Genomic DNA, 20896 nt, shown 5'->3' on the forward strand with positions numbered 1-20896 from the left:
ATTTCTTAAACGAAAGATAGTGATATTTTCTACCATAATATCATCTGAGTTTATTCAACAGAGGACAATTCTCTTTCTGTTACCCATTTATGATTCTCCACTGTGTCTCCACCAGTTGTTGTTGTGAAGTCAATCATATATACAGTTGTTTCTACAGCAGATTCTATCTCAGCAGTAGCCCCGTCCATGCCTTTCATGTGCTCCGCATCTAAAGTCACTTCAGTTCCGGGCTCCAGTGGTGCTTCTCCTGACCCTTCCAACTCTTCATGGATGACCCACTTATGATTCTTCACTGGGTCTCCACCAGTTGTGGGGTTATAAGTGACACTATAAGCGACAGTATCAAAGGCACCTGCAATTGTTGCTTCGGCACCATACATACCTGGCATATGATCTGCTTCGATAATGGCTTGGCTGCCCACTTCATAAGTTGGATCTTCTGCCTCTTCCAGACTGTCAGGGACTACACCAGTACTGGCCATCTGTTCAGCAAAAATGGAGTGAATCGTTTCCTGCACCTCTAAAACACTGGCGCGGATATCACTGATTTCTGCTTCAGTTTCTTCAATCGACGCATCCTGGCTTTCTGACTTTTTAGCTGCAGCATCCAACTGGTTTTCAGTAGCGTTTAAACGATTCAATAAGGAATCTAGCTTGTCCAAATACTCTTTATAGAGCTGTACTTCATCCACCGTTATAGGAGCACCTTCGATAGATCCTTCAATCGCCTCCAACTCCGTTTGGACAGCGTTAGTTTTCTTTTCAATCTTACCTAGTCTCTTTTCAACTTTTGCTTCCCCTTGTGCTTGTCCATTGGCTTGGGGAGCTGCATTGATAGAATTTGCCGAGACTTGTCCCACTGAGAAACTGATTCCGGTAACGGTGGCGAGTGTAACAACTATTTTTATAAATCTGTTATTCATTTTATATTCCTCCTTATATTTTTCTGAAAGGTATTTGCCTTGAACAGAGTAGGTGATTCAATCTCTCAGTGCCTTCTACTCATTCTAAATTTCTATTGATCCCTCTTCTTGGAAAAGCATGCTCTCTTTTTACAACCATGACATCCTCCTTTGTCCCGAAATGGATTTAATCAGTCCAGTCAGAGATGAGCTGACTTTTTTATATTCGCTCATTATAATCACCTCTTACATAATAGGCTCTAAAAATGTGCCCATGACTTGTGCAATTAATGTGCAGTTTTTATAATAGTTCCACTTAATTTTTATAACATATTGATTCTCATCTTTTTGTAATGTTGAAGGCGCCTAAACCAAAACATTGATAAAGAGATTATTTTTCTTAAAATTATGCTCTGATAAAGTTTAGTGTTGATATTACTACAAAAAAGGAACTTCCAATTTCATGGAAGTTCCTTTTTTGTATTTGACTTATTCAACTAAAACCCCCTAATCTCGAATATTCGAGTTCAAGGTATATAAAAACCGGCCAAATGCCGGCCAGTTTCATGGAGCTTCTTATTATTATTTCAAATGTTCTTTAATGGGAACAACCCATTTCGGTAGCTCGTTGCTTTCATACGAAATGGAATTATTATAAGCCTCCAAGACGACTTCACCATTATAATGGCTATTGTCCATCACTATTAAATTGTCTATTAATGACAAATTTTGTAGCAAGTTTTCTTTTGACTTTACATGTCTTTTGAGGATGTCTTCTTTAGGAATATGATGCCCACCGTTTCGAACTCGCAAAGCAACTCGTTCAATATTCTGTTGAACATCCTCTAATCCAAGATAAAACATCGTTATTTCGAAACCATTTTCTCGAGCCTTTTTGATTCTTTTCAAAAATGTTTTCCCTGCAAGTGTCGTTTCTACAGAGAAGCTCCTTTGATTTTTGATGCAATCTCTGGCCAATTTAATCGCTGATCGTCCAGCTTCTGCCCTCTTCGACTCTGGATTAAATGAATCTAAGTGTCTTGCAATACCATCTGGATCTATATTCGTTTCAATGCCAATTTTGTCTATAATTAAATTACGTATTGTACTTTTTCCGCTGCCATTGTTACCTGCAAAAATGTACATGATCGGCTTGTCACTGGAACTCATTTGTGTCTTCCTGTCCCTCTTCTGTATATGGCTTCACTTCACCATTTGGAAATTCTTTTACTAAGCCATTTTTGGTCGCATAAACAATGTACGTGTTGTTTACTTTTGCATCTATTTTGGCTCTTTCTCCCGTCATTTTAGCCCATTGATGAACCCAACCATACTTCCCTTTACTTGAGCGTTCGTTATGTTCTAGCATAATAAACACACCACCTAGCTCATTGTTTTTCTTCTTTCTATTATATCATACGTTGAACTACCTCCCATTAACTCTTACGCTAAAGAGACGAGGGTAGTTCAATTAGTAAAAAAAGGACGGTATTTACTTGGGTAATAGCCCCCGATTCCTGAAGAATCGAATTCGAGACACTTTGTAGATGGTCTTTAACTAACTCACCCGTTACTTCAATAGTAAAATCTACTTTAAACTGCTCTCCTTTGATTCTTCACGTATCTTTTTTAGTTCCTCGGTCTGCTCAAGAATATTATTGTTGACTTTTTTTATTGCGTCATATATTGCAAATAAACCAGCAAATAACAGTATCAAAATCAGTAATTCCAATTCGTTCCCTTCTTTCTTTTATGTATTAACATTTCACGAATGTATCCGTTTGTTGAAAATTACCTTATAAACTTTGTACCCAGTGGCATCATTAAGTTCGCTATTGAAGAATAGCCCCAAATAACGGAAGACTTGGTTTCGAGATATCATTCAGAATTACTAAAGTACCCGTTAGCACAATAAGCAAAAAACATTAACATTGGTATTCCATTTTTAAAAATTCATATGTACTGCCATTGGTGTCTTGCATAAAAGTATTAACATCCTGAAATCCCAAATTTCTATATACCTTTATCGCCCTTTGATTAAAGGTGGCTACTGATAATGTTATTTTCTCTGGTTTATATTCTTTTTTTACAAACTCTAAGCCAAATTTTAGAAATTCTACCCCATTACCTTTACCTGTTAGATCAGGTCGCATCCCTAAGCCAATATCTAAAGTATTCTCGTCTACTTTATTAACGCTAAAGAAACCAACTAATTCACTATTATTAAAAACAGTATACTTTGAATCCCCACGTGTTTCTGGGTCTAAAAATTCTTCTAGGTCCTCTTTATCAGCCTCCATATCATAAAAAGAGTATTCACCATCATAGTGCCAGTTAAAGGCAATTTCCTCTGCTTGAGCCTGAGTCATACTATCAAACTTATAAGTCATAAATATCTCCTTTCGTCTTGTTCCCATTGTTTAATTATTCTCTTCCGTTAGTTAAAAAGCGATAGTATATACTGAACAATTGCCCAAATTCATGAATACTCGGAATCAAGATATCTTTTTAAGTTTCGTTAATTAAACCAAAGACATAATGGTCCACATATTCACCATTAAGTAATTCAGATTTCGCTAGACATCCTTCTTTTTTGAAGCCTAACCTGTGTGGAATAGCTACACTCTTTTCATTACCAACTGCCGCTCGTATTTCTATGCGCTTTAATTCAAGTTCATTAAAGCAATACTTTATGACTTCTTGACACGACTTTGTTATCAATCCTTTTCCTTGAAAAGAATCCCCGAGCCAATAACCTAAGGAAGTAGATTTATTCGGCCAATTTATAGTATGTAAGCCAACAACCCCAGCTAATTCTCCTTTATACCAAATCCCCGCCTGGAAGCCGTCATTGTTACAGAATTGCTTTAGTGACTCCTCAATAAATTCCTTGGTGTTCGCTACTGTCTTTGTACTATCAATCCAAGGTAACCATTTGCGTAAACTACTTCTTGAAGCATCAGTAAGTTGGAATAGTTCTTCAGCGTGCCTTACTTCCAATAGACGAAGTTCAGTATCTTTGTTTACGATACATTTAAACATTAATTACTCCTTTCTCTGCAGCAGAGATTTCTCTTTTAAGAATTCACCCGCTTCCGTTTAACCAACATAAATTCATCAATCCCAATTAATTATTCTTTCTTTAATCCCATATTGAACTAAGCCTTCATAAGGATCTCCTTTAATACCTAATAGCTCACAGAAAGCTGGTTCAGTCTTATACCCCTGTTTTTTAAGTTCAATTACTTTACCTTTAAGCGATGGATTCCTTCTTAGAATTCCGTATTCAATAATCATATGTAAATAAGCTTTCTGAAGACAAGTAGGTTGGTTTTGACCAAACAACTCTAACTCAAAGTTGTTAGAGAAGAAATTCGCCTTAACCACCTCACGATCTCTTACAATCGTTCTTTTCATGGTAAAGCTTTTTCCAGTTGATAGGCTATAAACACAAGTGCTGCCGCGCCAACGCCTATCATTACTCCATCAGTCATCAATCCTATAAATGCACCGATTAACACGAATGTAGTTATTTTTAATTTCATCAATATCATTCACCTCAATTTCGAACTAATTTAATCTACTTTCCTAATTATGTACTATTACGAGAACTCCATGGATGATTGCTTCTCTTTATTAAGCCCCCAATAATGAAAGACTTGATGTTGAATTATACTAATTACGAAATATAGCTTATCAACTGTACTCCAAACCCAGACTCCCAAAAATACAATAATATAACCATAATAAAAAACCAGATATATGCCATTCCATATGTCTTTTGCTTCTTCTGAACATAATAAAGTGCCCCCCATAAAACAAAAGGGAGAGTTAGAAGTAGCCAATCACTCCATAATATCGCTCCTTCTCCTATGGAATACCCCATAAACACAAGAAAATTAAAAACAATTAGAACAATCAACACTAAGTAATTTAGAGATTTAAAGATAATTTCATTCAAGAGAACACCTCATTTTATAAATAATTGCTTTTTCACAGGCTCCCCCGTTTCTAATAAAAATACGAAACCATTTTTAATTTAGTTTCAAAACTAATATTTATCTCGATACTATCTTGCCTGTTAGTGAAACTCTGAAAAATTAGGAAGACTTCATTCTAATAAGAACTCCAAAAACGTAATGACGTAATAACCAAGGAAGAAGTTCATTGCTTGAATTATTAAGAAAAAAACCAAAATAAAAATAAAGTTTCTTACCTTTGATTGTCTTACTTGTAGGTAATAACCCAAACCCCATAATATGTAAATAAGTATAATATGTATGTGTTCGGCTGTATAGGGCTCTTGTTGAGGGACGAAATGTAATCCTAAGAACGCAAAAAATCCTAGTACTAATAATCCAGCCAGTAATACAATATTTGTTGTATGAATTGCTACTCTGATGATACCACCACCGCTAAAGTTTTCATCTACCTTAACTCCTTTATTAAAGGTTAGCTCCGAATAACGAAAGACTTAATCTCAATTAAGTACTCAAATTTACTCACTATTTCTTAGGAGGCTGTTTATTTTCTGCAATTTCAGGTTTCCCATGTGTTACTTTAGCCGCTCTGTTTGTACCCACAACCATTAGTAACATTGAAAGAGCAACAAATAATACCCAGTAACTATTATTATTTACCGCCATTACTACTGCAATGATTGCTAAAAGAATCGACGCTGATTGAAATATCAGCCATCTTTTGTCTTTTATTACTGACCAGTTCAAATAATTCACCTCCCTAAGAGAATTACCTATACTGCAGATTCGATTCTGAAACGTTACCTGAAAAGATGATTAATCAATTATTTTTTGATTGATCTATGTTTACCTTAAATCCAATTGCAAAAGATGTAATAGAGAAAAGGATTAAAAAGAAACAAAGAATGCCATAAGCTGCACCTTCAAACCCCCTAATGTTAACAAAACCAATATAAAAGAGGATTACAGCAGCAATAGTTAATAGACCTCCAGGTAAAATCCTAATATATAGGGGGAGCCCCCTTCTACTGAACCACCACGTAAGCGCCAATACAATTATTCCAGGAATTAATGATACTAATAAAGGTCCGTTAAGCATGATAAGAATGGCTCCTTTCAATTTCTATTTACCCTTTACTAAAAAAGCTGCTCATTATACACATACGACAACAATCTAATTTAGTTTCAAGTTCTCTATTGTCTCGAAACTGAGTCTTCAACTATCCTGCCCTTTACTTGAAAACTCAGTTTCGAGATAATTCCCATTAAAAAAGAATTTGGCTTGCAAGTAATGTAATTCTTTCAAATGGTTATATATTACATTTTATCAATTCGAACACTAAGGATCATTAGAGTATTAAATATTCAGTAATCTATTTCGAATAATTATTGGTCAAAACTTTGAAGTTTTGACACCGATGAGCTGATGTGATTAAATCAGTAGATAGAACAGTGTCATAACTTATGGTCAAAAGTGAGGGTGATTTTTCATGAAATTTGGGTACGCGAGAGTGTCAACGAGAGGCCAAGATTTGGAAGGACAGATCCAGGCACTAAAAAAAGAAGGATGCGAAGAAATTTACCAGGAATTTGTGACGGGGACGAAACGAGAAAAGCGAAAAGAGTTCAATGAATTGATTGATCGGTTAGATGAAGGAGATACCTTGGCCGTGACAAAACTGGACCGGTTTGCGCGTTCCGCAAATGATGCAACGAGTATCATTGAGGATTTATTCGAGCGAGGGGTACGAGTGCACGTGTTGAATATGGGGATTATCGAAAATACGCCGACCGGACGACTGATCTTTAACATCATGACCTCCTTCGCCCAATTCGAGCGTGACATGATCGTCGAACGAACCCAGGACGGAAAAGCCCTAGCCAAAAAACGACCGGACTTCCGCGAAGGCCGGCCGAAAAAATATAATAAGAAGCAGATTGATCACGCGCTTCAGTTGTTGGAAACCCAATCTTATCGAGAAGTGGAGCAGTTAACGGGAATAAGTATGAGCACATTGAAGCGAGCTAAAAGAACAAAAGACAGTGAAAAATAGTCTAGTTTAATTTCTCTCAAGTGTAACAACTTATTTATCAGTTTTTCGAGACATTACTTTATAAAAGATTAAAGCAGATTAATTTATTTTATAGTTTGTATCTCATTTTTTGTTAATAATGTAAATTTTCTCTCCGACTTTTCTTACACTAATCGGACCTTGATCATTGATTCTATCAGCACTCTTTTTTGACAACACCACTTTATTGTTCACATCTATATAGACATTGAATCCGGTGAGGGTAAATAAAATATTTAAATAGAAAAGATCACTTTTCACATAAAATACCCCTATCACAAAGAACAGTAAAAAGTTGATTATGATGGAATTAATTTCATCTACATTTAAAGTGGTAATAGGAACGATATAAGTAATGAAGTAAGTCAGAATTTCACTATTCTTATTCTCTATCCGTGAAAAACTTGTTTCTGAGTTTAGTTCACAGAAGTAAAAGTACATAAAAGTCAGAACAGATATCAATATTAAAGTAAGTAAAAAAACAAAAGCTGTACTGTTGTCTTTAATATTTTTAAAGAAGGCTTCTTCAAAATCGTAAAATTTAACCATAAGTATTACATAAAGAGGCATAAATGATGAAACAAACAACAATATTTTATAAAAGTTAGTTAACATACTTACCCTGCCTCCTTATGCTTTCATACGTTAAAATCGTCTATTCCTTTCCTATCGGCCAATATAGTTCTATAATAAGCATCTCTCATCAGCATGGTAATATGGGTTAATTGTTCTTTATTTTCGTAAATGATACTGCTCTCTTCGTCATTAAATGTGATGTTTAGGTCAAATAATTCTACAACTTCAGGGGCGTTACCGAAATGTTCATGGAACAGATCAATTATTGCGGGGTTAGATTGAATTTTTGTAAGACGCCTTATAATTCGAGCGTCATTTAAACAGTCATCTTGAAATTCCTCAAAGTTATCTATCCTTTCAACCACCCTGTCATCATTCAATACTAATGAAGCGTTCTCCCTGAACTTTTCTCTAAGATTGAATATTCTTTCAGCAGAAATATGGCTGAAGAATAGAATACTATCATCTAAGGAAACCGCGTCGATTGCTCCGTCTATAGCTACAAGTTTATTGCCTTCTAATTTTCGAAATGTATGATCTACTTTTCTCATCCAAAATCCTTTACGAATAGTTTTGAGTTTGTGGTTTTTTCTAAAAAAGTAGATGTACCGCGGCGATTCAGTATCGTCATTTACTCTAAGTCTAAAAATTATAAAACTAATATCATCAGGTTCAATTTCACTATTAGCACTATCAAATAAATTAATAACCTCTCCATAATTTCCAACATAGTCTGTGCTACACTCTGAATATTCATCCTGCTCTTGGCCACTAGGATTAAAAGGAACTTTACTTAAATTTTCATCATCCCTCTTAGAATTTATTGTCTCTTTAAAAAGTCTTATTATCTCAGTCTGCAAGTTAGTTGATATTTGTGGTTGAAAAGCACTGTATTTTGTACCCGTTTTAGTTACAAATAAAGCAGTAAGTCTTCCATTCGGTTCAGTGAATCTCTCAAGTAATAATTGGACATCTTGTAATTCCATTCTACCCCTCCCCCTTGAATAACCTTATTGCCAGAATGGTGTGAACCCACCTTGTATGCTTTTATCATCAATCGGCTCTAATTAAATTAAGGCTCCACACTCACATACCTAAATCTCATAATAGTTAAGTACTCAAGCCGTTGTTTAAAACTAGAGGTATAGTCCTCACTCTTTCCTTAAACCTTCATACACTTCATCCACCATGTCGTCCATGAGATATTCCTTGAACTCTGGGTCCTCGAGGATTTTCATAAAGAACTCTTCGTTGCTCTGCATACGGTCCACGACAAAATCCATAAAGGTCCGGTTGAAACTGAATTTAAAGTTATCTTTCGTATTGTTCTGTGCTTTCTGTATGAGCTCCTCATCAGCTTTCATGTCTTCGATGATCTGGTCTCTCGACAACTTATCCGCCTGGGTGAATTCTGTGCCGAACCGTTCATTCATCCGTTCAATAATAGAAGAAAGACGTTCTTTCTCTTCTTCTCCGCTCCCGGCACTCCCGTATTGGGAAGGCGACAGATGTTCTCCTCCCGTCGAATCAAGCGAAATACTTCCTTCAAAAGACTTTTCATTCCGATAGTATTCCAGTGCCACGTCATCGGAAAGATAGACCGGGTCTTCGGGCTTTTTCGGAAGCTTCTTCAGCAGAGAACTGAAATAAATAAACCGTTTGTGCAACTCTACATCGGAGAAAGGACCAATCTGCAAGACGAACGCATACGTCCGTACGAACTTCATGGCGGAAGATTTAAAATGGTCTTGCCTTTCTTCTTCCAACTCACTGTTGAATCGCTGGACACCAGGATCTAACGCAGCATTCAACTGCCCCTGGAAGCGAGCACTCTTCGAAGGCTGATCGCTGTATTCCAAGTTCGCAACCCTATTTACTTCTTCGCCCGTATACACTTGCATGGCATCCAGTTCGTGTTGAAGATCGTATAGGATATTCGGGTCCGTCGCTTCTCCCAGTCCTGTCACTTCATAGTAGGTTTGGAACGCACTCTGGATAGTTTCCGGATCATTGACAAAATCCAAAACGAAGGTGTCATCTTTCCCTTTGCATGTCCGGTTTAATCGGGACAGGGTTTGCACAGCCTTGATGCCATCCAAAGGCTTGTCGACATACATTGTATGAAGCAACGGTTCATCGAAGCCGGTCTGGTATTTTTCTGCCACGATCAATACCTGATAATCATCGGAATGAAATTTCTCCGGCAATTCGTTCTCACTTATGCCGTTCATGTCCGCTTCTGTATAGGACAGCCCACCGTCTTCGACTGTACCTGAGAAAGCTACAAGGGTCTGCAAATCGTTATAACCTTTCGCTTTCAGATATTTATCAAACGCATGCTTGTACCGTACGGCGTGGAGACGACTCCCTGTGACAACGATCGACTTCGCTCGACCATTAATTTTATGGCGGGTGACCTTCCGAAAGTGCTCCACCATAATTTCCGCTTTCTGCGCAATATTATGAGGGTGAAGAGCTACATACCGGGCAATCTGCCGGCTTGCCTTGCTCTTGGCAACTTCCGGATCTTCCTCGATATTCTTTTCAACCTGGTAGAACGTCTCATACGTCACATAGTTTCGCAGCACATCATGAATAAACCCTTCTTCAATGGCCTGGCGCATCGAATAAAGATGAAACGGTTCGTACGTGCCATCTTCGTTCTGGGTCCCGAAGCGCTCCACAGTTTTTGGCTTAGGAGTCGCTGTGAAAGCAAAGAAAGAGATATTCGATTGATCCCCGCTTTTCGCAATCTCTTTGATCATTTGTTCTTCCGCATCCGTCGCTTCCTCTTCTTCCAGCATGCTCTGTTCATATGCTTCCTCTAGCGTCTTATTCGATAGAAGAGCCGTCATGGCAGAGGAAGCTTTCCCACCTTGAGAACTATGGGCTTCATCGATGATGATGCCATACGTGCCCCGGTTAAATTCACCGACCTTATCAAGGATAAACGGGAACTTCTGCAAGGTCGTCACGATGATTTTGGTCTTGTTGCGAATCGCGTTTGCCAATTGGTCCGAGTCCTCATCGATTTTTTCCACCATACCCGCTTTGTGTTCCAGTTGGTAAATCGCGTCCTGCAGTTGTCTGTCCAATACCCTACGGTCTGTGATAACAATGATGCTATCGAAGACGGGATTGTCTTCCTCATCATGGGTCTTCGCCAAACGGTGAGACAGCCAGGAGATACTGTTGGTCTTCCCACTTCCCGCCGAGTGCTGAATCAAGTAATTCTTCCCGGCCCGGTGGTCTTTGACATCAGCTTCTATTTTACGTACCGCATCCAACTGGTGATATCGGGGGAAAATGACGATCTCTTTCTCATCGATGATGTCTCCATTGCTGTCCCGAATGTTCTCTTTCTGAACGTAAACAAATCGGAAAAGAATGTCCAGAAGGCTATCCGGGTCCAGTACTTCCTGCCAGAGGTAAGACGTACGGTAATTACCTTCTATGGGAGGGTTCCCTTTGCCTCCTTCATTTCCCCGGTTGAAAGGAAGGAAGAAGGTGCTCCCTTTATTCAGTTGGGTCGTCATGTACACCTCATCCGTATCCACGGCAAAGAACACGACCGCGCGTTTCTTGAATTGAAACAGAAGCTCGTTAGGATCCCGATCTTTGCGGAATTGCTTCATGGAATGTTCTACTGTCTGCCCGGTCAACTGATTCTTCAGCTCCATCACCACCAGGGGTAGGCCATTCAACGAAATCATCATATCAATGGAGTTACGGTTGGCTGCACTGTAATAGACCTGACGACTCACCGTGAAAATGTTCTGTTCATAGTTTTCGACGAGTGTTCGATTCATGTCCGTCGGCGGTTTGTTGTAAGCAAGAGTAAGCGTGACCCCGTAGTCTTTCACCCCGTGGCGCAAGCAGTCGATGATCCCCCGACTTTTCAGTTCTTTATCAATACGATCCATCACTTTGTATTGATAATCGTCTTTATATACTTTTTTCAACCGTTCCATGGCTTTTGGTTGCGTCGCTTCGAAAAAGGAGAACAGCAACTCCTGATCGATAGCCCACTTCTGAAATGTGGCAAGCGCCTCCCCGGTCAGCACACGCTCTTTGTACCCTGCCTGCAAGAGTTCTTGTTCAATGTTTTCCTCAAACCCCTTTTCACTTTTGTCAATACTCACGAGGACGACACCTCCTCCTGTTCTATCTTCCTTTCCATCTCTTGCACGTCAATCTTTCCCGTAACTGCTTCATAAATAAGGGATTGGCGGTATTCTTTAAATCTATTTATGATTTTTTTCTGTATATTTATAATTGATTCAATATCAGTAATTTCTCTATTTAAATAGTTTATTATGTTTTCTTGTTCTTCTTTTGGAGGTAACAAGATTTTCATATTTTTAATTCTACCGGGATCCAGATGGGGATGTAGTGCTCCAGTTTTAAAAGAAAGAAGAGAAAAGAAACCATAATTAGATTGAAAATACCAATTAAGGTACTCACCAAATCCTACATGTTCTTTTAATCTAACAATAATTAAAGCGTGACAATTAGTATCTTCAAATTCCCTAGTGATAACTGCACATTGACCTATATCTCCTGTTTGAACAATTACTAAATCACCTTTTTTCAATTTTGACTTTTCATGTTTACTACCCCAAGATTCATCAACATAATATGGCTTCTTATCAAACAAAACCTTCCCTTGTTTTATGTGCAGGGATTGTAAATAGCGAATTCCGTGATCTCTTAAAACGTCCCTTGTAGGACCTACATAACCATTGGATAATTTGTCGGTAATAGTACCCAATCTGTTTAATCCCCAATGCTCAGGAATCTCCCCGATCCATGCCACCCCAGAATCTTTCATCGGAACATCCGGATCCAACCCTTTCGTGACGGCTTCTGAAATCACCGCTTGCCGCTTTTCTTCGAGCAGTTCAATCAGTTTCTGTTTGTCTGCTATTAAGGTGTCGATTTCCGAGGTTTTATGATTTAAAAACTGAACTATTACATCTTGTTCACCTTTGTTAGGTATAGCTATCTTGACCCCAATTAATCTCTCTCTAGTCAAATGAGCAATCGTTAACCTATTAACTAGCACATCAATATAACCAGAATTTCTAATTGCTTGCATAATATAATGCAAGAACTGCACATTATTAAAAGTTGACCTAACTCTGTGAAGTGAGTTTTGAAAAACAAATCCTTTGTACTCTTTGTCAACTAACGCAGATCTCCCAATTTCTCCACCCTCACAAACTAACAGATCTCCTTTTTCTACATCATACTTTGCCAAATCTGTTGATGAGGCATACATTTTATTCTCATCATTATATTTTAAGCCGGAGTCTTGAACATTCACTGCTTTTAAATAGGGAACTAGTTTATCAGTTTCTGACTTTTTATTAGGTTGTACCATTTTACCTAATTGCACTTCATAAAAATAACCTATTTTACTCACGGACCAGTGATCAGGAACACTTCCAATCCAATGAACTCCAGAATCCTCAAATTTTTCTGTAACACTACTCACACCATCACCTTCTTCAACTTCTCTAAGATGCTCTCTTCAAGATCTTGGATTTCAGCCTTGATTTCCTCTGATGATCGCAGTTCCTCATACTTATAGAAATGCCTTGTGAACGGAATCTCATAACCGATTTTCGTCTTCTCTTCATCAATCCATGCATCCGGCACGTGTGGCATTACTTCACGCTTGAAATAGTCATGAATATTCTCTGTGAGAGGCACATTTTCGGTATCGCGCAAGTCGGGGTCCGGTTCAATATCCCCCTTCTTGTTCTTCACACATACGTCGGCCGTCTCATCTTTCTCGGACAGCGCTGCCAGCACTGCTTTTTGCAACGGAGCTTTCATATCAATGCCAGCATCCACAAATGCGGTTTTTACTTTCTCGGTGAACGTTTCGCGATTTTTATAAAGCGTGCCGTCTTTCTGTTGCTGCAGTGTAGCAATGATAGCCTCTTGTTTTTTCTTTCCGGCTTCTTCCTCCTGGGCTCCGGCCTCCCCTTTTTTCTTCGATGTTGCAAGGTTTTGGAAGGCTTTTTGTTCATATAACCGCTCGATTCGTTCCTCATCGATTTTAAAGTTCAGCTTCAACGGGCGCTCGACAACGATTTTTTGATAACCGAAGTCTTCATTATCAAAAATCTTCACGTTATCACTTTCTTTGTAGGCACCGTACATCTGGATAATTTCATTGATTTGGTCAGGAGAAATCTGATGCCGCTTTTCTCCGAGACTCTTCCGCATCTTTTCGTAATAATCGACGGCATTCACCAGCTGGATTTTTCCTTTCCGCCACGCCGCTTTATGATTGGTCAAAATCCAGACATACGTGGAAATCCCCGTATTGTAGAAAAGGCTCGGAGGCATCGCAACGATTCCTTCGACCAGGTCATTTTCAATCATATACCTTCGTATTTCGCTTTCCCCGCTACCGGCATCTCCCGTAAATAACGGAGACCCGTTCATGATAATCGCCAAGCGTGACCCTTGCGGGTTTTCTTCGTTCACTGGCTTCATTTTGGATACGAGGTGCTGCAGGAATAACAGCTGGCCATCCCCGATGCGAGGCAATCCCGCACCGAAACGCCCCTGCATCCCTAAATCTGCATGTTCTTCCTTCACGACCTTTTCCGATGGTTTCCACTCGACGCCATAGGGAGGATTTGAAATCAGGTAATCGAATTTTTGTGTAGGGAAAGCGTCTTTGGTGAGCGTATTGCCGAAACGGATATTTTGCGCGTTCTCTCCTTTGATTAACGTATCCGCCTTACACATGGCGAATGATTCCTCGTTGATCTCTTGCGCGAAAAATTCTAACTCTGCCGATTCGTTCAATTCGTTCAGGTATTCCTGGGCGATGGACCCCATACCTCCGGTACCGGCACAGCCATCATAGAGGGTCTGGGTAATCCCAGGTTTCGTCAGAATTTCGTCATCCTCATTGAACATGAGTCCGACCATCAGACGCACCACTTCCCGTGGTGTATAATGATCCCCGGCCTCGGCATGCTCTGAATACCGACGAATCAGTTCTTCAAAGATATAACCCATTTCCAGGTTGGATACGGTATCTGGATGAAGATCGACCTCTGCGAATCGTTTCACCGTAAGATAAAGAACGTCATTCCGATCCATTTTTTCAATCTGCTTATCAAAGTCGAAATACTCGATGATATCCCTCGCTGTTTTGGAAAACCCATTGATATAGTCCCGAAGGTTCTCCGCAATGTTATCGGAATCATTCAACAGCTTCTGGAAGTCGTAATTACTTGTATTGTGAAAACGCTCCTTGGACTTCCGGTTCAAGATTTCCTCGCGAGCGTCTTCCGGAAGGTGTTTGAATTGCTGGTAACTTTCCAATACTTCCTCTTTCGTATCTTCCAATACGTTATCAAAGCGACGTAAGACCGCCATCGGTAAGATGACTTTTCCGTAGTCTTCCGGTTTGTAGGGGCCTCTCAATATTTCTGCGATGGTCCATAAAAAGTTTACTTTATCCTGAAAATTCACCATGTCTTATTCTCCTTCGTATACAACATTTTAATTTCTATAATCTAGCTCAAAAGTACGTTCGTGGTTGATACGGAAGACTCCTATATTCCTGAGTCACTCTCTATTTTACTATTGATTAGCAATAGCATATAGGCAACTTCTCTGTGCTCTACATAGATTTTACCTTCTCAACTCATCCAATGTCTTTCCTTCTTTGCTCTTCCACTCTTTCCATCCATTTGAATTGCGCCCTAATACGATGGCGGCCGCCTGACTCGGAGACGGAAACGAATAGTCTTCGGCAAACACGTAGCCCCCGTCCACATTTTGAGTTACGATGCCATCCTTGATCAAGGTCTCCCGAATCACTTTGAAATGTTGATGCGTACTGTTCGTGGTTTCCGCACTCATTCGAGAACCTTTGAATACGACAAATCCTTCATCGTTGTATTCACCTCGGGCTTCCATACCTTTGGCTCTGCAATAAAACACGTCTTGTTCATCTTCAGCCGTCGTTTTTCGCATTTCCTCAAACAACGGGTACCCGAGAGTCGAAAGTAAGATTTTCAGTGTATCAAAAATATCCGCCAGGTCCACCTGACGCCATTCCGGTACGAAAGATAAGGTCGGGATCGTCTGATCGATTTTATAACGTCCGATCCTTCCGACTTCCTGGTACGCCAAGTGCTCCAGAAACTTTACATCTGTTTTCGTGAACTGATTCTGATGGTTATTCGTCACAAACACAACCGCCGCATCCCAAAACTCTTTCTGTTTGTGGTGCTGCTCGAGACGTTTCATACAGTTTTCCGCCTCGCCGACGTAGACTTGCGGCTTCGAGTCTTCGGCATTCTGGCCGAAGAGGAAATACAGACCGACGTTTTGCACTTCAGGTCGTTCCGCTGCTTTATGTAGTTCATGCCGCGGTATGTAAATAGCTTGGACCGTGCGATTGGTGATTTCTGCGATTTTCACGCCACGCGGTGATCCAAACGGCAAGAATATCTGAATGGTGCGTCCGACAGGTTTCATGTTCATTCCCCACTTTTTCCCTTTTCTTCATTGTAACGGGTGTCATAGGTCAAAAACACGTATTTCTTTCTGATCATTTAAGGGGTGTTAAAAAAATGATTATCTTTTTCAGCTTACTGAACATCTATCAAGGAGGAAAAGGATAACGTGCAGGACTCTTTCGTAGCAGCACCCCTTCCATGCAGAACTTTCCGTTGGTCATCGACATCCTTCACGAGAAGAGGAATCGTCGTAAAGTCAAAACCGTTGTAATAGGTGACACAAACCGATTCTCCGGTCTCCAGGGCTTCCATAAGTTTCTGTCCAATCTCGTCCCATTCCTGTTCGTCGAGGATGGGTTTTTCTTTGCGGTACTGCTCCCGCTCTGCTTCTTTCAGCATCTCCACATGTTCCGGCAGCATTAGGCCCTGCCATTTTTTCGAGCCGCGATCCATCGGTTCGCCCATAATTTTTCCCTCACTATGCAAGAACATTTGTTCTTATATTAACATACTTATTACTTGTTATTAGAAAAGAACACAAGAACTCTGTCCTCTTTTGTTTCGCGCTTCACTATGCAAGAAGAGAGGATCCAACTAATTGGAACCCCTCTGTTACAGTTGACTACTTGTTATATAAAATTTAGATACGTAGTAACTAACGGAAAAATACACTAATCTTTTAAAAATGTACCGAACCACCTTTACCAATAGATATAATCCTCATTATTTAAATCAAAAGTATCGAGAAAAATCTCAAGTATTTGTTGAGCATTTTCAGAACCACCACAATGTTCTGGAGAAATACATACAGAAACTAGACTCCACTCGTCCTCGTAATTCTTCAAGAATTCTAATTGCTTTCTAATAAACTCATCACTAAATCGATAAGGATTATTATCGTGATTGTTATCAATAAATCTATGAGCGTGTAAATTGAAAAAGTCTAAATCTAAATCCAATATAAAACTCTGGCCTTCCGTTCTGAAAAATTCTTTTCGATACTCATATTCAAATTGATTGTAAGTATAAGAATGACAAATTTCATCTGAAGGTTTCTCATAATCCCCAATCGAAAACACTTCTTTTATGGTACCAGTCTTTTCAGCTGCTTTTATAAATTCAGTAATAGTTAAGGTTTCAGCAATACGAATGGCTTCTTCTTTTGTTTCAATCTCATTTAACCTTTGAGAAGGTTCAGAATAGTCATCATGAAAATCAACATGCAATAACTTTGCACCTGGTTTTATTTCTTTATTAATTCTCCCTATTTCCCACGCCGAAAAAGCCCAATTGTGGTTTCTCATCAAATATACATTTCGGCGTGGGTATTTAATTTTCCAATTATGTTCCATATCTTGTACTTTTTTCATTACATATACCTCCATGTTACCTTTTAGCAAAATTAATCGGTGCAAGTTAAAAGTTACAATGGCAATGAAGAATTTTTAGAATAGACTTCTAATTTCTATTCTTACCCTTTCTTTATTGTAACGGGAGAACTCAGCCCGAAGCACACATTTCTTTTTGGTACCTTCAAGGGACACAAAAATTTGTAGCAGCCTCCCTCTCTTCACCAATAGGTGCCATCTTTTTCTTCACTTTCCTTTGCTTCTCTTCCCCTAAAGAATCCGCCCCTATTCCTCCAAACGATCTCCATTTTTTCTCTTCCCTGAACGAAGAGATATAGAGTCCGACACGCCCCTGCATCCGTACATATGTTGAAAGGGCCTTTTTCTCCCTCTTTCCCCCAACCGAACCGAAGATGGTATACTACAACTACAACGACCCCGGGAAGGTCCCGAGGTCCCTGTGATTCATCTATCATCCCGAGAGGAGCCTTCCCATGAAAAATATGATTATGTACGTTCTTTTGCTTCTGACCATGCTCGTTACGTTAGGGTGTGCGGAGGACGAAGCGACCTCGACCCCTGAGAAACCTGAAGAAACCGAAGAAGTCGCGGCCGACGAGACCACGACAGAGGAAGAACCGGAAACCCAAGAAGAAAACAAGGAAACGGAAGACCCAGTGCCTTCTCAAGAAACGACAGAAAAGGAAAAAGAAACGACGACCGCATCCGAAACCCCGGAGACCGAGACCCGACCATCTTCCAACGAAGCGAACGAAGATCTGTTTTCCGGCTATGAACGTATCGACGTGGACGGCGGAGATCAGAGTGGCGATCGTGCTTCCCGCGTTGTCGTAGATATCGGCTACGGCGACCGGGAGTACTGGGCATTCACGAATGTTAAATTAAGATACTATTCCATTGGGTAATCAGTCTATTATGAAGGCTACTTACCCCTTTTTTTTACATAATTAATTGAATAAATAATGGTTGAATATAGGGTTTAATAAGTATAAAATGTAAAACAATATACAGGAACGTTTGTTTGTCTTTTGAGGGCGTAGCTTTGGTGCGATGGCAGCACTCCGCAGAAACGATAGTTTGAGGATCTTAAAGAAACGACAATAACGGTAGTCCTTATAGGAAGAAGCTTCGCGAACAAGGGAAGCAAACCAAAAGGGAACAGAAGGAACAGAGAATAGAGTAGATAAATAAACACCTGCAAGAACACCCTGAAGCAAATTTAAGCTAGCTTGCGAAGGAACTAGAAGTACACAAATCAACGGTAAGTAGACTGCTGAATTGGAAAAAATAGGTGCTGCAAAAATTCTCGCCTCTATATTAGAACTATAAGGTCTTCCAACCCCTCTTGGTTTGACCTTGACTTTATCTTCCTCTTACGAAAAGGCTTCATTCCGGAATCTTAAATAATAGTTGGTTAAGATTGATTGTTGGTGGTGGGGTTGCACCAATAATCAATCCCAAGGCATCTTGCTGCCGCAGGCGTGGTTTTGACTTTTGGTATTTCGAAGATTCCGAGGTATCGAGGATATTCTTTTAATTGAAAAGCAAGGAGCGCAGAGACGCGGTAGGGTCTGACTTCTTTCTTTTTTTGCTTCTTTTCTTCTTTTGCGTCGCTCGGAACTGGACGAGGAATTGGCCGTTTTTCTGTGAAATCTCTCTCGGGAGGGGGTTCGCATGGAATCGAAAAGTTTATATTCTGCTTTCCAACAGGCTATCGAATACGATAACTTCAAAGAATGGAAACAGGAACATAAGAGCGAAGACGAAGAGCAGGTGCAGCGTGAAGATTTCCATAAAGAATACTTAGAAACGCTAGAGGACAAAAAGATTTTAGAACTGGTCGAGAAAAGTAATGATATTTTACTTTTTCGATTGGAGAAGGTCGATGTCTTAGCTTACGAAGAGTGGCAAGATCTCATCTATCGAGAAGAGAAAATTCGGTATATAAAAAAAGCGGAAAAAATTGTCGTCCCTATATTAGTACTTAGGTCGTCCCCTCTTTACTTGACCTTGAACTTTCGTAATTGTCTTACTTACAAAAATCTAAAGGTTCTTTCGCTTGATTTGATGATGGTGGTGGACCATCATCAAATCCCAAGGAGTCAGAGGCGACGCAGGCGAGGGTTGTGGTTTCGTTTTGAAGATGTCGTGGATTCAAGATGTGTTTTTATTAAAGGCAGGCGGGTGTGTGCCCTTCAGTTTTTTTCTTTTTTTGGAAAAATGTCGGAACATATGTTCTAATTAGTGTGTGGAAAACTTGTAATTTTTTTAGTGGAAGTAAATTGTAAATTGAAACCAAGTTTTTAGATCGCATTCTTAGTTCTGAAAAATAAGAAAATTTACATGTAGTGGTTGTTTTTTTCTTTTCTCAGTTCCCTTTAATATGTAATAGGAGAAAAAAGTGCTTATTTTTTTTACTTGAAAAAGGAACGTATGTTTGCTTTTTTGGGAGCTATTTCTAAGGAGTGTTTTTGCTATGCAAGGTAAAAACCAAGATGAGTTAATATTGAAAAATCCTATCATTAAAAATTTTTTAGAAAGAGAAAGAGTAATTATTAATGAATATCTAAATACACCTTCTAAAAAAATGAAAATAAGGTTAGGGACGCTTTTAGAAGACACTATATGTTAACGAAAAATATTTCGTATTTTTCTAAAACGATAGTTTACGAGGCTAAAGATTTCGATAAAAAGAAAAGGAAACTAGCCAATCGTTATCCTGCCACTTTAGATTCGTCTCTTGTTAATGATGATTCTTTAATTTTAAAAGATTACATCATTGATGAGAGACAGAACACTGAAAAATCACCTTATCAGACTTGGAAGGATGAAATCGAAAATGATAATCTTCGTTCTTTAATAGAAAATCTCTCGGAGTACCAACAAAATACTATTAGAGATTATTTCTTTAGATGCTTGAAAGATAGTGAAATCGCAGAGAAAAGAGGGATTTCTCAACAATCAGTATCGAAAACTAGACGTTTGGTCATTAAGAAATTAAGGAGAGATATGAACCATGGCTGATTTAAATATCGTTCAAATGGTAGGGAACGTAGGTTTTCCTATAGCTGTGACTATCTATTTACTTCATAAGTTTGAAAAACGGTTAGAAAAACTGGAACAAGCTATAATTAATTTGTCTGAAACAGTGGTTCAAGTAGCAAAAGGTGAGGAGGAAAACGATGGTTGATAAGCAACTAATTGCAGAAGAATTAATAGAACTACTACAACCAGTAATTACAAATGCTCTTGCCCAAACTACTCCTGAAAATAGAGAGGACTTACGGCAAGAATTGCACAAAAAAATCATAATTAAGGTTTTAAAGGAAGATGTAGAAAAAGTGCCAGATTTTTTTGAGATGATAAATTCTTCGAAGGAAGAAGCAAAAACAATATCTGTACTTTCAGAACATCATGATATTAAAGAGTTTTAGTATTTTTTGTAAATAATTTCTAAATTGTCTATCAGTTTGAAACTGTACATCTAAATTATAGAAA

At 39.0% G+C, this 20896-nt stretch carries 25 protein-coding genes; 7 read left to right on the forward strand and 18 right to left on the reverse strand.

Annotation, left to right across the window (positions count from 1 at the left end):
- Window positions 1-50: 50 nt before the first annotated feature.
- From BW931_RS13835 to BW931_RS05450, 10 genes are all read right to left on the reverse strand, one after another.
- Entirely contained in the window at window positions 51-539 is a 489-nt protein-coding gene (locus BW931_RS13835; protein ID WP_084193863.1) for a YdhK family protein, read from the reverse strand.
- Between the two features lie 945 nt (window positions 540-1484).
- The gene (locus BW931_RS05415; RefSeq protein ID WP_076570563.1) at window positions 1485-2072 is read right to left on the reverse strand and encodes an ATPase; all 588 of its coding nucleotides are present in this window, start codon (window positions 2070-2072) and stop codon (window positions 1485-1487) included.
- Window positions 2059-2271 carry a hypothetical protein gene (locus tag BW931_RS05420; protein WP_076570565.1) on the reverse strand — a complete coding sequence of 71 codons (213 nt, stop codon included), beginning with the start codon at window positions 2269-2271 and terminating at the stop codon, window positions 2059-2061. The genes BW931_RS05415 and BW931_RS05420 overlap by 14 nt, the downstream gene beginning before the upstream one ends.
- A gap of 219 nt (window positions 2272-2490) precedes the next feature.
- The gene (locus tag BW931_RS13605) at window positions 2491-2634 is read right to left on the reverse strand and encodes a hypothetical protein (protein WP_200802036.1); all 144 of its coding nucleotides are present in this window, start codon (window positions 2632-2634) and stop codon (window positions 2491-2493) included.
- A 193-nt stretch (window positions 2635-2827) separates the two neighbouring features.
- Complete coding sequence (locus tag BW931_RS05425) at window positions 2828-3292, reverse strand: GNAT family N-acetyltransferase (protein ID WP_076570567.1); 465 nt, start codon at window positions 3290-3292, stop codon at window positions 2828-2830.
- Window positions 3293-3410: 118 nt separating this feature from the next.
- Window positions 3411-3944, reverse strand: coding sequence for a GNAT family N-acetyltransferase (locus BW931_RS05430; protein ID WP_076570569.1), 534 nt, complete (start codon window positions 3942-3944; stop codon window positions 3411-3413).
- 75 nt (window positions 3945-4019) lie between these two features.
- Window positions 4020-4319, reverse strand: coding sequence for a DUF4269 domain-containing protein (locus BW931_RS05435; protein ID WP_076570572.1), 300 nt, complete (start codon window positions 4317-4319; stop codon window positions 4020-4022).
- Window positions 4316-4447, reverse strand: coding sequence for a hypothetical protein (locus BW931_RS13755; RefSeq protein ID WP_268794161.1), 132 nt, complete (start codon window positions 4445-4447; stop codon window positions 4316-4318). Before BW931_RS13755 ends, BW931_RS05435 begins: the two co-directional genes overlap by 4 nt.
- Window positions 4448-5407: 960 nt before the next feature.
- Entirely contained in the window at window positions 5408-5629 is a 222-nt protein-coding gene (locus tag BW931_RS05445) for a hypothetical protein (protein ID WP_076570576.1), read from the reverse strand.
- Between the two features lie 73 nt (window positions 5630-5702).
- A complete protein-coding gene (locus BW931_RS05450; protein ID WP_084193856.1) occupies window positions 5703-5981 on the reverse strand; it encodes a YesK family protein in 279 nt (92 codons plus the stop codon).
- Window positions 5982-6372: 391 nt separating this feature from the next.
- On the opposite strand from BW931_RS05450, the gene BW931_RS05455 reads away from it, so the two are divergent.
- Complete coding sequence (locus BW931_RS05455; RefSeq protein WP_076570578.1) at window positions 6373-6936, forward strand: recombinase family protein; 564 nt, start codon at window positions 6373-6375, stop codon at window positions 6934-6936.
- 102 nt (window positions 6937-7038) lie between these two features.
- Here BW931_RS05455 and BW931_RS05460 read toward each other — a convergent pair whose 3' ends face one another.
- The 8 genes from BW931_RS05460 to BW931_RS05495 form a co-directional block, all read right to left on the reverse strand.
- On the reverse strand, window positions 7039-7569 hold the full coding sequence (locus BW931_RS05460) for a hypothetical protein (RefSeq protein WP_076570582.1): 531 nt from the start codon (window positions 7567-7569) through the stop codon (window positions 7039-7041).
- A gap of 23 nt (window positions 7570-7592) precedes the next feature.
- Window positions 7593-8516 carry a Kiwa anti-phage protein KwaB-like domain-containing protein gene (locus tag BW931_RS05465; protein ID WP_076570584.1) on the reverse strand — a complete coding sequence of 308 codons (924 nt, stop codon included), beginning with the start codon at window positions 8514-8516 and terminating at the stop codon, window positions 7593-7595.
- 165 nt (window positions 8517-8681) lie between these two features.
- Window positions 8682-11672: a type I restriction endonuclease subunit R gene (locus tag BW931_RS05470; RefSeq protein ID WP_076570586.1), complete on the reverse strand. Its 2991-nt coding sequence runs from the start codon at window positions 11670-11672 to the stop codon at window positions 8682-8684.
- The gene (locus BW931_RS05475; protein ID WP_076570589.1) at window positions 11669-13027 is read right to left on the reverse strand and encodes a restriction endonuclease subunit S; all 1359 of its coding nucleotides are present in this window, start codon (window positions 13025-13027) and stop codon (window positions 11669-11671) included. Before BW931_RS05475 ends, BW931_RS05470 begins: the two co-directional genes overlap by 4 nt.
- A complete protein-coding gene (locus BW931_RS05480) occupies window positions 13024-15036 on the reverse strand; it encodes a type I restriction-modification system subunit M (RefSeq protein WP_076570591.1) in 2013 nt (670 codons plus the stop codon). The genes BW931_RS05475 and BW931_RS05480 overlap by 4 nt, the downstream gene beginning before the upstream one ends.
- 159 nt (window positions 15037-15195) lie before the next feature.
- Window positions 15196-16053 (reverse strand): GIY-YIG nuclease family protein, encoded by an 858-nt coding sequence (locus BW931_RS05485; RefSeq protein WP_084193857.1) that lies wholly within the window; start codon window positions 16051-16053, stop codon window positions 15196-15198.
- A gap of 107 nt (window positions 16054-16160) precedes the next feature.
- On the reverse strand, window positions 16161-16493 hold the full coding sequence (locus BW931_RS05490) for a YolD-like family protein (RefSeq protein ID WP_076570593.1): 333 nt from the start codon (window positions 16491-16493) through the stop codon (window positions 16161-16163).
- Between the two features lie 236 nt (window positions 16494-16729).
- Window positions 16730-17398 (reverse strand): UPF0489 family protein, encoded by a 669-nt coding sequence (locus tag BW931_RS05495; protein WP_076570594.1) that lies wholly within the window; start codon window positions 17396-17398, stop codon window positions 16730-16732.
- A gap of 473 nt (window positions 17399-17871) precedes the next feature.
- Between BW931_RS05495 and BW931_RS05505 the strand changes: the two genes are divergently transcribed.
- The 6 genes from BW931_RS05505 (at window position 17872) to BW931_RS05525 (ending at window position 20832) form a co-directional block, all read left to right on the forward strand.
- Window positions 17872-18303 carry a hypothetical protein gene (locus BW931_RS05505; protein WP_076570598.1) on the forward strand — a complete coding sequence of 144 codons (432 nt, stop codon included), beginning with the start codon at window positions 17872-17874 and terminating at the stop codon, window positions 18301-18303.
- A gap of 769 nt (window positions 18304-19072) precedes the next feature.
- Complete coding sequence (locus BW931_RS05510; RefSeq protein ID WP_076570600.1) at window positions 19073-19639, forward strand: hypothetical protein; 567 nt, start codon at window positions 19073-19075, stop codon at window positions 19637-19639.
- 235 nt (window positions 19640-19874) lie between these two features.
- Complete coding sequence (locus BW931_RS13490; RefSeq protein WP_159435668.1) at window positions 19875-20030, forward strand: hypothetical protein; 156 nt, start codon at window positions 19875-19877, stop codon at window positions 20028-20030.
- On the forward strand, window positions 20024-20422 hold the full coding sequence (locus tag BW931_RS05515; RefSeq protein ID WP_076570602.1) for a sigma-70 family RNA polymerase sigma factor: 399 nt from the start codon (window positions 20024-20026) through the stop codon (window positions 20420-20422). The genes BW931_RS13490 and BW931_RS05515 overlap by 7 nt, the downstream gene beginning before the upstream one ends.
- The gene (locus tag BW931_RS05520; RefSeq protein WP_076570604.1) at window positions 20415-20588 is read left to right on the forward strand and encodes a YvrJ family protein; all 174 of its coding nucleotides are present in this window, start codon (window positions 20415-20417) and stop codon (window positions 20586-20588) included. The genes BW931_RS05515 and BW931_RS05520 overlap by 8 nt, the downstream gene beginning before the upstream one ends.
- Complete coding sequence (locus tag BW931_RS05525) at window positions 20581-20832, forward strand: hypothetical protein (RefSeq protein WP_076570606.1); 252 nt, start codon at window positions 20581-20583, stop codon at window positions 20830-20832. The genes BW931_RS05520 and BW931_RS05525 overlap by 8 nt, the downstream gene beginning before the upstream one ends.
- Window positions 20833-20896 lie beyond the last annotated feature (64 nt).

The organism is Salimicrobium salexigens (assembly GCF_900156705.1).
GTDB classification, from domain to species: Bacteria; Bacillota; Bacilli; order Bacillales; family Halobacillaceae; genus Salimicrobium; species Salimicrobium album.